General features: G+C 34.7%; 8 protein-coding genes. All 8 read right to left on the bottom strand.

The genetic code is table 11. The features are described 5' to 3' along the window. Positions 1 to 118 precede the first annotated feature (118 nt). The 8 genes from accC to CLW00_RS09625 all read right to left on the bottom strand — a co-directional run bounded on the left by accC (position 119) and on the right by CLW00_RS09625 (position 12,292). Positions 119 to 1,468, bottom strand: coding sequence for an acetyl-CoA carboxylase biotin carboxylase subunit (gene accC / locus CLW00_RS09670; protein WP_106133482.1), 1,350 nt, complete (start codon positions 1,466 to 1,468; stop codon positions 119 to 121). A 27-nt stretch (positions 1,469 to 1,495) separates the two neighbouring features. Beyond that, positions 1,496 to 1,966, bottom strand: a complete 471-nt coding sequence (accB, locus tag CLW00_RS09665) for an acetyl-CoA carboxylase biotin carboxyl carrier protein (protein WP_106133481.1) — start codon at positions 1,964 to 1,966, stop codon at positions 1,496 to 1,498. A gap of 105 nt (positions 1,967 to 2,071) precedes the next feature. Next, a complete protein-coding gene (efp, locus tag CLW00_RS09660) occupies positions 2,072 to 2,635 on the bottom strand; it encodes an elongation factor P (protein WP_106133480.1) in 564 nt (187 codons plus the stop codon). 21 nt (positions 2,636 to 2,656) lie between these two features. Continuing rightward, positions 2,657 to 3,655, bottom strand: a complete 999-nt coding sequence (locus CLW00_RS09655) for a beta-ketoacyl-ACP synthase III (protein ID WP_106133479.1) — start codon at positions 3,653 to 3,655, stop codon at positions 2,657 to 2,659. Between the two features lie 275 nt (positions 3,656 to 3,930). Continuing rightward, positions 3,931 to 4,122: a 50S ribosomal protein L32 gene (gene rpmF, locus CLW00_RS09650; protein WP_106133478.1), complete on the bottom strand. Its 192-nt coding sequence runs from the start codon at positions 4,120 to 4,122 to the stop codon at positions 3,931 to 3,933. 17 nt (positions 4,123 to 4,139) lie between these two features. Further along, positions 4,140 to 4,706: a YceD family protein gene (locus tag CLW00_RS09645; RefSeq protein WP_106133477.1), complete on the bottom strand. Its 567-nt coding sequence runs from the start codon at positions 4,704 to 4,706 to the stop codon at positions 4,140 to 4,142. A gap of 235 nt (positions 4,707 to 4,941) precedes the next feature. Then, positions 4,942 to 6,054 carry a Fic family protein gene (locus CLW00_RS09640; RefSeq protein WP_106133476.1) on the bottom strand — a complete coding sequence of 371 codons (1,113 nt, stop codon included), beginning with the start codon at positions 6,052 to 6,054 and terminating at the stop codon, positions 4,942 to 4,944. A gap of 439 nt (positions 6,055 to 6,493) precedes the next feature. Continuing rightward, the gene (locus CLW00_RS09625) at positions 6,494 to 12,292 is read right to left on the bottom strand and encodes an ATP-binding protein (protein ID WP_146131399.1); all 5,799 of its coding nucleotides are present in this window, start codon (positions 12,290 to 12,292) and stop codon (positions 6,494 to 6,496) included. Between the last annotated feature and the right edge of the window lie 234 nt (positions 12,293 to 12,526).

Raw genomic sequence — 12,526 nt, 5'->3', positions numbered from 1 at the left:
CGTGAAAAAAAGTAGAGATGACAAAACCATCCAAATAAATATCAAAAGAGGCAAATAAAGTATTGAAAAAAAGAAAGCCGACCAAATTGGCCGGCTTTGTAAGCGTGTTGCTGATATATTATTTTTTGATTACCGAAAAATCGAAGGTTTCCAAGAATTTGGTAGTGAAATTGCCAGCTTTGAACTCTGGGTCTTCCAAAAGTGCTATGTGGAAAGGAATGGTAGTTTTGACACCGTCAATGACAAACTCCTCCAATGCCCTTTTCATTCTTACGATCACTTCTTCTCTGGATTGGCCACTTACGATAAGTTTGGCAATCATTGAGTCATAGTTGGGTGGGATAACATATCCTGCGTAGACGTGGCTGTCTACCCTTACACCACGGCCACCTGGCATATGCAGGTTGTGTATTTTTCCTGGACTTGGGCGGAAGCCATTGGCAGGATCTTCAGCATTGATCCTACATTCCATAGCATAAAGCTTAGGGAAATAGTTTTTCCCGGAAATAGGCTCACCAGCTGCTACTTTTATTTGTTCTTTGATGAGATCAAAATCAGTCACTTCCTCAGTAATGGGATGTTCTACCTGAATCCTGGTATTCATTTCCATAAAGAAGAAATTCCTATGTTTGTCTACCAAAAACTCTATGGTTCCGGCTCCTTCGTAGCCTATAGCTTCAGCACCTTTGATGGCTGCAGCTCCCATAGCCTCTCTTAATTCATCTGTCATGAAAGGAGATGGAGTTTCTTCTACGAGTTTTTGATGCCTTCTCTGAATAGAACAGTCTCTTTCTGAAAGATGACATGCTTTGCCTCGGCTATCGCCTACAATCTGAATTTCTATATGACGTGGTTCCTCTACAAATTTTTCAAGGTAAAGGCCATCATTTCCAAAAGCTGCACCCGATTCCTGACGGGCATCATCCCAGGCTTTTTTGAATTCACTTTCTTCACGTACTATCCTCATTCCTCGGCCACCACCGCCTGCGGTAGCTTTGAGGATTACGGGATATCCCATTTCAGTAGCTATTTTGATGCCTTCTTCTATTGATTCAAGCAATCCTTCAGATCCAGGTATGGTTGGGACACCGGCCTCTTTCATGGTAGCCTTAGCCGTAGCCTTATCTCCCATTCTATTGATCATGTCAGGACTCGCTCCTATGAATTTGATTCCATATTCTTCACAGATTCTAGAAAATTCTGCATTTTCGGAAAGGAAACCGTAGCCAGGATGGATAGCGTCAGCATTTGTTATTTCTGCAGCAGCAATTATCCTGGGAATGTTTAAGTAGGATTCCTTGCTAGGAGGTGCACCGATACATACCGCTTCATCTGCAAAGCGCACATGCAAACTGTCTTTGTCAGCGGTAGAGTAAACAGCCACAGTTTTGATACCCATCTCTTTGCAGGTCCTGATGACTCTTAGTGCAATTTCTCCACGGTTGGCAATTAATATTTTATTAAACACTGTAATTTGGGTTTGTTGAAACAAAAATTATCCTGCTGGATCTACTAAGAATAGTGGTTGATCATATTCTACCGGCTGGGAATTTTCAACCAATACCTTCACGATCTTTCCTGAAACTTCAGATTCGATCTCATTAAATAACTTCATTGCTTCAATAATGCAAACTGTCTGTCCTTTGCTTATCGTGTCGCCTACATTTACAAAAGCATCTGAGTCTGGATTCGGGGTCCTGTAGAATGTCCCGATCATTGGAGACTTTACTTCCACATATTTAGAGCTTTCATCTTTTGCTTCTGCAGGGGCCGCCGGTGCAGCTGGAGCTGGGTTTGAAGATGGGGTGGAGGCCTGCGGAGCCGGAGCTACTGAAGTCTCGACCCTTGCAGGTGCTTCAGAATGCTTTTTGATAGAAAGTTTGAACTCGTCAGTTTCGATTTTAACTTCGGCTAAACCGGAATTTGAAATAAAATCTATTAAATCCTGTATTTCTTTTGCTTTCATAATTTTGAATGAGTTAAAAATCACCCCATTGGGGGGATTAAAGTTTGGGTTAGATTCGAAATAGGAATACCATGTAATTTAATCAAATCACGTCAGGTATTAAAATTATTTTACTCTTTCGGAGTAAGAGCCGTCTCTTGTGTCCACCTTGATCAAGATGTCCTGCTCAACAAAAAGAGGCACCATCACAGTTGCGCCAGTCTCCAAAGTAGCAGGTTTCATTGCGTTAGTGGCAGTGTCCCCTTTGATTCCCGGTTCAGTGTAGGTAATCATAAGTTCCACAAAAGGAGGCAATTCCACAGATAAAGGTGTCTCTGTTTCAGCGTGTACAAGGATGTCTACTGTCTGACCTTCTTTGAGGAGATTTGCTCTTTCTATAAGCTTTTCCTGAATTGGTATCTGTTCAAAGTTATCCAAATCCATAAAATGGTAACCCATGTCGTCAGCATAAATAAATTGATGAGGTCTTTTTTCCACCCTCGCTGTGACGACTTTCTCACCTGCAGTGAATGTTCTGTCCAACACTTTACCAGTATTCAGACTTTTTAGCTTTGTTCTTACAAAAGCCGCCCCTTTGCCGGGCTTAACATGCTGGAATTCTACTATGGTATATATGTCATTGTTCATCTCAAGACATAAACCATTTTTGAAATCTGCGGTACTTGCCATATTTATCTGTTTAAATTAAGCTTATTTTGGGTCATATCCCCACTTGAGATAAATCGAACCCCAAGTAAATCCGCCACCAAATGCAGCGAGAATGATATTGTCTCCTTTTTTCAATTGTGATTCGTAATCCCACAGGCACAATGGAAGCGTACCTGCAGTAGTATTTCCGTATTTTTCAATATTGAGCATTACCCTCTCAGGCCCAACTCCCATTCTGTTGGCTGTTGCATCAATAATTCGCTTGTTAGCCTGATGAGGAACCAACCAGGCAATTTCATCCGAATTTAGGTTATTCTTTTCCATTATTCGTGCACTGACTTCTGCCATATTGGTAACTGCAAACTTAAATACAGTAGAACCTTCTTGAAAGGCATAGTGCTCACGGGCAGCAATTGTCTCAGGAGTCGCTGGTTTACGGCTACCTCCGGCTTTCATATGCAAAAATGGTGCACCTGAACCGTCGGCGTGAAGAAGAGAATCCATAACTCCTACTTCTTCCTCTGTAGGCTCCAGTAAGACCGCACCACCTCCATCGCCAAAAATGATACAGGTAGTCCTGTCTGTGTAATCGACGATAGAAGACATTTTATCTGCTCCTACTATGATTACTTTTTTGTGCGCTCCTGTTTCTATGAATTGGCTGCCCATTGTCAAGGCATACAGAAAGCCAGAGCAGGCAGCTGAAATATCAAAACTAAAACTATTTTTGGCTCCTACACCATCCGCGATGATATTGGCCGTAGCCGGAAATGGCATGTCAGGTGTGACAGTCGCACAGATGATCAAGTCAATATCTTCGGCTTTGGTATTCGTTTTTTCCAGTAATCCTTTGACGGCGTTGATTCCGATGACGGAGGTACCTTGGTTTTCTCCTTTTAGGATTCTTCTTTCTTTAATTCCTGTCCTAGTGGTAATCCATTCGTCATTGGTATCGACCATGGTTTCCAGTTCTCTGTTGGTCAAGACATACTCAGGTACCCAGCCATGTACACCCGTTATTACTGCTCTTGTTTTTTTCATTAATCAGTGGTTTGTTGCCAAACGGAAAGTGTAAGTCTAAATGTTTGGCATTTAGTGTTTTAAGGTTGGTCGGTCATGTAAACGCTTATTTCCAGACAAACCAAGGCGTCAAAATTATCTAAAATGTCCTTTTTCACCAAAGCTTTTTGGTATTTAAGGCAGATTGTCTCAGGTTGATAAAGCGTATATCAACTGCAATCTGAGGTTAATGAACAAAAAAATCCACCCTGAAACAAATCAGGGTGGATTTTATCAAAAGGCCTTTTGTGTAATAATTAAGCAAGAACTTCTTTTTCCATGATAACCTGTCCTTTGTAGTACAGTTTACCGTCCAACCAATATGCTCTATGTGGTAGGTGGAATTCACCGGTAGTTGGGCATTGTGCCAAGCCAGGAGCTGTCAACTTATAGTGAGTTCTTCTTTTGTCTCTTCTGGTTTTCGAAATTTTGCGTTTAGGATGTGCCATCTCTATGCTATTTTAGATTAATCTTTTTTCTTTAATTTATTTAATACTTCCCATCTCGGGTCTACAGGCTTTGTATTTTGAGCTTGATCTTCGTCGGCGATGTCTCTCTTGCTTTCATCAGACACATACACTACTTCTCCCTCGCTCTCATCAAATTCATCATCGTCATCATCATGGTAATCAGGATGAATTTTTTTGGCCGGGATAGCCAAAAGTATAAATTCATATATCAGTTGGGCGACATTGATGCTTGGGGTGTCCCTTGTGATCATCAATACATCCTCGCTGATTTCTTGTTCTATAGGTCCATACTTATAAAGTACAAACTCCTTATGATCAAACTCATAATCGAAGTCTTCTAAGCTTCGGTCACATGTCAATCCAAGAGTACCCACGATTTCAAAATTAGCTTCCATAAGTGATGCGGTCTTTAGAAGATGCACGCTTACTTTGAGATTGGCTCCGTTGACCCAATCGGTGGCATCGTAGAATTTAAAGAACTCATAACCTACACTAAACTCAAAAGTATGCTTACCTTCATTAAGTTTGATGATGTCGATATCATACGTTCTTAAGAATTTCATGATTCCTCCCTCTAATTCAAGACCGCAAATTTAGGCAAATGCATTAGAAAAATAAAATTTGGTCAGGATTTATTTTTAAAAAGGTTGAAGTAGGGGGGGCGGTTTGGGCAATGTAATATAATTTGATTGAGAAAACAGCATATAATTTTCATTCACCTCTTGTCCACGAATGTTTTTGCATACAGGCATGAGTGCGATAAAGAATATTATTTTTCCTAAGCTGTTTTTCAAAATGTTACTGCTTGGCATTTTTCAGTTCGTAATTTGTGCTTCTTCCACCGCTTGCTTCTTTTTGTAAAATATCCTTCTTCATTAAATCTTGAATATCTCGAAGAGCAGTATCCTGTGAGCACTTGTTAATTTTCGCCCATTTCGATGTCGTCAACTTCCCATCAAATCCATCAAGCAGTCTATTTATTATTTTTAGCTGTCTATCATTGAGAATCGTGGTAGAATGGTTTTTCCAAAATTCTGCTTTGTGAAGTATTTTCGATAAAATTTCTTCGGTGGAGTCAATAGCATTTATTAAACATTGCAAAAACCATAAAATCCATTCTGTAATGTCTGAATTTCCTTTTTGTGTTTTTTCAAGTTTTTCATAATACTGTTTCCTTTCAACTCTAATTTGTGCAGACATACTGTAGAATCGCCTGACACTTTTGTCAGAATGTGCCAGTGTCATATCTGTAATTGCTCTTGTAATTCTTCCGTTTCCGTCGTCGAATGGATGAATTGTCACGAACCACAAATGAGCAATAGCTGCCTTAAGAACTAAATCTATTTCATGCTCGTTTTCAAACCAGTCCAAGAATCTGTTCATTTCTGGTTCTATTCTGTCTGAACTTGGAGCTTGATAGTGATTTTTTTCTTTTCCCATAGGACCTGACACAACTTGCATCGGACCCCTCGTATCTTTTCTCCAGTCGGCAACTGTAATTTTATATAGATTGCTCCATCCTGAAGGGAACAGTGCTGCATGCCAACCAAATAATCTGTCTTTGCTCAAAGGCACATCATATCTTTGAGTAGCGTCAAGCATCATTTCAACTATCCCGTCAATGCGACGTTCCGACTCCACTGCTCCTGCAATGTCAATTCCCAACCGACGTGCAATTGAAGAACGCACTTGTTCAATATCTAAAAATTCACCTTCAATTTCTGAAGACTTAATAACATCCAAAGTAAGGGTGTTTAATACCGCTTCATTTTGTAAATCGAAACCAAGCGATTCCATTTTACCGAATAGTCTTCCTTGTAGATTTCTAACTTCACCAAGTTTTATCATCACTTTTTTATTGTCCCAAGTGAAGTCAGTCCAGTTTTCTTTTTCGTGTATATAAATATTCATTCTCCGCAATTTGTGCGACAAATATACTGCTTATTCTCCGCAAAAGAATCTTTCTCCGCAATTATTGCATAGATTAAGAAGGTTAATACCCGCACTATCGTTTTTTTGCTTGGGGCCAACGGTTTGGTATATGAAACGTTTGGCATTTCGTAGAGCAAACCTGTCAAACCGCTACAATTTTTATTAAATGTAACAGCCTTAAAATTAGCACTATTCGCCAAATGTTTTATATACCGTGTTGTATGCTGAGCTTTAATCATTATCAGCTAATTATCAGTACTTTACAATCATCAATCCGCTCAATCGAAGTACTGCTGTTCCCGAAAAAATTAGTTTTTAGGGTCGGCAAAAAAGCAATGGCAAACAAACAAGCTCTTTTGCAATTTTTGAATGCGTGTCGGCTTGTGCAATTGCAAATGTGCTTGGCTGTGTGGGATGTTTAAAATGTCCTTGATATAGAGTATTTTGGTTTTTCATTATAAATATCACATAGTTTTTTAAAGTAATCTTCTCTCATTACCAGTTCAGAACCATCAAGTTTTGGTATTTCTCCTTGAATATTTACAATAGAGCCAACAAATTCTGTCTGCCAAGTTTTTAATTTTAGAATTACTTCATCTTTAGAATTGTAAGCTATCAAGCCATCCCTAAAATCGCCTAAACGAAGTTCAAGAACTTCCATAATTGATGGATTTAACCACAGAATCTTAAAATACTCAAATTGAAATTGATTTTGAATAAACGAAAATATTGGAGTCTTCTCTGTTGGAAAATCAACATAGTTTTCATTCCACAATAAATCCATTTCTAATCTATATGCTGAATATGGGAAATCCATTGATTCTCCTTCATTAAAAACTACACCTCCAAAAATCTTTCTATCGGTTAGCTTATAATGTTCCTTTTTAATCAATTCATGTTCGAAGTGTGCAATTCTTACCCATCCGTTTTTATCAATATATATATCTTCATTGAATGCTGCATATTTCTCATAATTTGACGCACGTTTTAAACTATCAGGTCTAATATCTATGGAAAGCTGTTGAGCAATTATGGACTTAATATCAATTTTTAAACTTTCAAATACATCTTGTGTATTGGTATATGAATTAAGCTTTTCATAGCATTCAGTATTAAAAAGTTCGAGTAAATAGTCCGAGAAATATATATTACTAACCATTCTTTCGCTCATGCGATTGCCATAGATTTCTAAATACTCACTATACTTCCGTTGAAAAGTGGCTTTAAACTTTCCAAAAATATTTTCAGTATCAATCCCAGCTCTTTTTAGAGTATCATGTCTCTTATTCAGTCCTTCAAACCAATTGCATTCATCAGTAGAAATGGGGTATATTAAATCATCTTTGGCTTTTACTACAGACTTAGTCTTAAAATGAAATACATTTGAAATTAAACTATCAATTAGAAAATAATAAGTAGGATATATTGATTTTAATTCGGATTCAAAGTTTTTAAGGTATCCCTTAGTTGTCTCTTCAAAAAGAACTAATAATTGCAGTATAGCTAGAATTATAGATTTTTTAAAGTATTCATGATTTAAAAGAAACCATTTTATTGGTTTTATCAACTTTTGAGAATCTTCAAATAATAAAATCGAAATACTTGATAAAACAATATGGTACTTTTGAACTGTATAAGATTTAAACCGACAAAACAGCAAACAAATATGAATTTCATCAATATCCATATTTAAGTCATTAGTAAGGACCTTATCCCAATCATATGTTTCTCTTGAAGGCAATCTGTACTCAATTATTTCATACATTGAGAGCCAAGATTTCTCAAGAAGTGATGTATTATAACCAACACTTGTAAGAGCATTAAATAAATTTGCGGAAAAAACACGTTTATAGCCTAGATTTAAATTTGAAGCTAATAACTCAAATAAAAAATCAATGCTTTTATTGGGGTTAAGTTTATATGCTGTTTGGAAAGCACCTAAATTTGACAAACTTTTAAACCATCCATCTCTTTGATAAACAAACCGTGTTATCCAGAAAAACACAGATAGTTCAGAATTAGAATCAAAAATTGGAGTTATATTAATTTTTCTTTCGTCATGATAGTCTTCATTCTTCCTTACAAGATGCTCAATTAAATCTTTACTTTCTGGAGTAAGAACTTGATAACTATCAAACACATAAATTAATGATTGAACCTCTTTTTCAAGAATTGGATTATCATTTAAATAAATAGAAAGTTCAGAAAGAGACATGTCAGAAAATTCTTTTCTATTAACACATTCTCTTTTAATTTTCACAATTGGGTCAATGCTTATAGATTTCCTACTTGAAGCAATTGTATTTGAAGTAACAAAAGAATTTGGCAGCTTTAAATCATTCGCGTATTTTTTAATCTCATTTTGGAAATCCTTTGAACGTTCTGAGTTCTGCTTTATTGACAACCTTGCATTAATTGAAGCTGCTAAAGTATTTTTTGCTATTGGCAATTTTAACTTCTCAAACAATTTAATAGAATCCATCAGAAATACATCATCTGATTCAACTAGCATTGTTTGATTTAAAAAGCATTTAGTCAAATCATTAATCTGAACATCTGGATTTGTAATTAAATGTTTCAAGGAAGATTCTAACCGCCAATCACATCTTGTTCCTACTAATTCATGAAGTAAATAGAGAGAAGCATATTTAGGATTGATTTGATAAAATTTCTCAAACCATTCTACAGGAAAATGCTTTGTATCTTTTCCATCGGTATGCTGAACCACTGAATCAACTAATTCTTTCAGCTTTAAAATATATTCATTCCCTAAAGAATTGTTTATCGTACTTAAACCAACAATACTTTCGGTCAAATCTTCAAGAGTTAAATCCCTACGCCATGTATACCCTAGAACATATTCAACACCTTGATTGAAGTATAGGTCGATTTTCTCTGAGTCATTAACAAAAGCGTATGCTTTTACTAGTTGAAAGCAATATTCAGAAAGAAATGCGTGAAATTGCCCATCTTTATTTCGTTCATATTGTCCAACCAATAATTCAATAACAGAAGTGGAATTGTTTACATTTATATTATCAACGAGGAGTTTAAAGAAATTATTAGTTGCAATTGGCCCTCCTGGTGAGTTTTGAAGATATGTTGTTGTTTTAATACTAACTCTATCGAGTACCTTTAATATATAAACCCAATCTTCTTTTTCTTTTATAAAAGATAATCCTTCATTTAGTGATTCATAAATAAAATCATGCAAAGAATATAAATCACAAGTTCTAGGTTTACCTTGAAAAGGCTCTACATTATATGCAAGAAAATCAAAAGCACTTCTAAGTTCCAATGAATCAGCTGTTTTTGAAACCCTGAATTGTTTAATTTTTATGAAATAAATCAGCCAATTATAGAACCAATTATTTGATTTAAAAACATCAATCACAACTGCAATTGACTCACTATCATGAATTTGACTTTCTATTTGCTTAAAGAAGAATTTTATTTTAGGAACTTCATTATCGAAAATGCTTTCAAACTTTAAAATTTCTTCTCCTAATAGTTGAAGATTTTCTTTTTTTCTTTTTTTGTTACCAACAATAGCAGATACTTTTCTAATTATATCATGTTTATTTATTAATTCATCAACAAATGTTTTAGGTCTGAAAGAAGATAGCTCGTTAATAAATACAGCTTTAAAATCAGTGAATTTTCTCTTTTTAATCTTTTTGGCTATATCAATTAATTTCTCTGAATTATTTTGATATAAGAGAAGTCTTAAATAGTATTTAAAATCGTCTAATTTTATAGGCTTGCCAGATATAAAATAATCTGAATAGTATTCCCAAGGAGCAACAACACCTTTAGAGTCAATTAAATAACAAACTTGCAACCCTTGTCTTTTTGTTAAAGTAGGTTTACTCTCAAACAATAAATATTCTGAAACTGCTTTATATCCATTTTTATACCCAAATGCATCAATATAATACAAAAAGGCTTCCTCAAATGAATCTTCTGTACCTGCTAGCGTTTTATTTATTTCATTCAGGATTATTACTTTTTCTACATCTTTTGCCTCTACACAAGCTATTGAAAAGAAGTAATAATTATTTTTAATTATATCCCAAGGATGCCCCGAGCAAACACATTTTTTAATGAAGTCTTTTGAAACAAATTCTAACACTTTTTCATAATAACCTCCATCTGTTAACACTTGTAAATAATACCGATACGCTTTAGGATAACAGTAAAAATCCAACCTATCAAACCAATCTATTACAGGGCGGAATATTCTTTTTTCTACTACTTCATTTGATTTTAATTCTTCTAATATAAATCTTCTAAAACTCTCATGATAAATGATATAGCCTTTTGAAGATGTGTTTTGTTTCAAAACAGGTTTTAATAAATCTAATGTTTCATCTACATATACCCCTAATTCTGTTATTTCCTTCAACTCTTGTTTCGTAAGACTAAAATTTACCGCAGATAAAGCAAATGGGACATCATTATTTAGGTTTTGTTTTGCCAATATATAACTATAGTATTCTTTTAGATTGTAAGAATAATATGGAAGCGAATTAAAAACATCTACATTTATTTGAGGTAAGCATTTAATTTCTTCAATTAAGTAGGTTAAGTATAGGGGATTACTAGAGCTTTTTTCTAGCAATAGTTCTGATATATGTTTATCGTCAAATTCCTCATCATCAAGGTGGAGTTTGGACATTAAAGCTTTTACATCGTCTATATCCCAATTAGGTATTGATATCTGAGTATAGTTATGAATATCACCCAATTCTTTTATAGGCTGTGATGCTACAAGAATTGATAAATTGTCTGATATATTTATTTTATTAATCTCATTGATGATATCAATTTCACTTATGCTTAAATCATTATAAGGTCTGTAATTAAAAACTCTCTGAATATGGTCTAGTCCATCTATTATTAAAACCGTTGGTTCAGTTATATTTTCAATAAGTATATTTAATTCAGATAAACTACTTGCATATCTGTGCCGTTTTTTCTCCTTTAATTCTGGATAGAGATTAAGGATTTCAGAGATTATATTTCCGTAAAAGACATCGGTCTTTATTCGTTCTTTTTGAAATTTATCTTGGAGGTCTGTATAGCAATAATGCTTTACAGTATTAATATTGTTACTATTTAATTCACTTATTAAATTGTTTACAAACCATGACTTTCCACTTCCTGGCTCTCCCTTTAAAATTATTCTTTTATCTGAATTAACTAACCTAAGGATTGAAGTAACATTCTCTTTTGTTAGGATATTTTTACGTTCATCAATTGGGAAATTTTGCTCTATTGAACCAAAATCAGTAATAATTTCGAATTGCTTAAATATTTCTTTTGTTGTAATCGGAAGTCCCTTGCTACGAGATTTCCTAATAAGAGCAGAAAGTGAAAGAATAAATTCCTCTTTGCTTTTTTTATTATTTGGGAAAATACCAATACCTAAGCGGTCAACTTGGTCTAATATAATTTTTTCCAATTGACCAGGTTCATAAATACTTAAACTAAATTTAGGAAAATCTATTTCTATTGTAAAGGCTTCACAAAACTTTACGAATTCATCTCGCTGAATACCATTAGATTTGGTTCTAAATCTTCTCCACTTTTCAATCGGCTTATTGTTTTTTGGCCATAGTTTTTCTACGTTTACTCTGTATAGAGTAGTATCGTGGTTTATGAAAGTTTTTTGCTTATTCTGAATATCCAGAATATTTAACAATTCATCTTTAGGTTCATTCCATGCTAAACAAAGCCTAATGTCAAGGATACTCTTATCAGGATGGTTGTTCCATGAATTAAATAATTCATCAATAGCTAAATTGTATGAACCATCTGTTGATAAGTCCTCTTTTTTAAAAGAATGATTACTCTCTGAGCTACTATACTTTATCTGTCTTTTAAATAATCCTTTATTGTTTATAATTGTTAAATCATCAAATCTATCTGAATCAAATTCTTTTTTATCAATATAGAAAGTACTTTCTTCATCTTCAAGAATCCAACCTAGAATGAAGTAGGCAGTTAATAAATCTTGATATTCATATCCTTCGTGTGCAGTATTTAAGCCCATATAATCTTCATTTTGAGCGTTGGTAAAAATTGCACTCTTTTGCAAATTTTGGCTTGAGGGTCGGCTTGTGCGATTTGCAAATGTGTGCAATGTGCGTTGGCTTCCCAAACTGTCCCGAAGGGCAGAAGCGGGTTGGCAAAAACTAATTTTTTCTTGCTCCAACCTTTAATCAATGAGCCAATATATTCTATTCGTTTTTTCAAGTTTTATAATCAGGTTATTTCTGAGTAACTCGGTCTTTTAGCCTTGCATGCAACGTTTCGCTTTCTTCTATCATTGAGGAAATAACCCCTAAAGGGTATGCTTTCTTCTATAATTGGGGAAAGATTTACTATAAAACTAAAGATATTTTTTAAATATCCAGATTATCCAAAGGGCTTTTAATCTGATCAAATC

It is taken from the genome of Mongoliibacter ruber, assembly GCF_003003005.1.
GTDB lineage: Bacteria > Bacteroidota > Bacteroidia > Cytophagales > Cyclobacteriaceae > Mongoliibacter > Mongoliibacter ruber.
Note: the sequence above shows the minus strand (reverse complement) of the source record. Positions and strands in the feature narration are given on the sequence as shown.

What these genes read in the sequence shown, in the direction of transcription:
- accB (WP_106133481.1), bottom strand. Translation starts at nt 1,966, where the DNA reads ATGAAAGCAAAAGAAATACAGGATTTAATAGATTTTATTTCAAATTCC.
- efp (WP_106133480.1), bottom strand. Translation starts at nt 2,635, where the DNA reads ATGGCAAGTACCGCAGATTTCAAAAATGGTTTATGTCTTGAGATGAAC.
- CLW00_RS09655 (WP_106133479.1), bottom strand. Translation starts at nt 3,655, where the DNA reads ATGAAAAAAACAAGAGCAGTAATAACGGGTGTACATGGCTGGGTACCT.
- rpmF (WP_106133478.1), bottom strand. Translation starts at nt 4,122, where the DNA reads ATGGCACATCCTAAACGCAAAATTTCGAAAACCAGAAGAGACAAAAGA.
- CLW00_RS09645 (WP_106133477.1), bottom strand. Translation starts at nt 4,706, where the DNA reads ATGAAATTCTTAAGAACGTATGATATCGACATCATCAAACTTAATGAA.
- CLW00_RS09640 (WP_106133476.1), bottom strand. Translation starts at nt 6,054, where the DNA reads ATGAATATTTATATACACGAAAAAGAAAACTGGACTGACTTCACTTGG.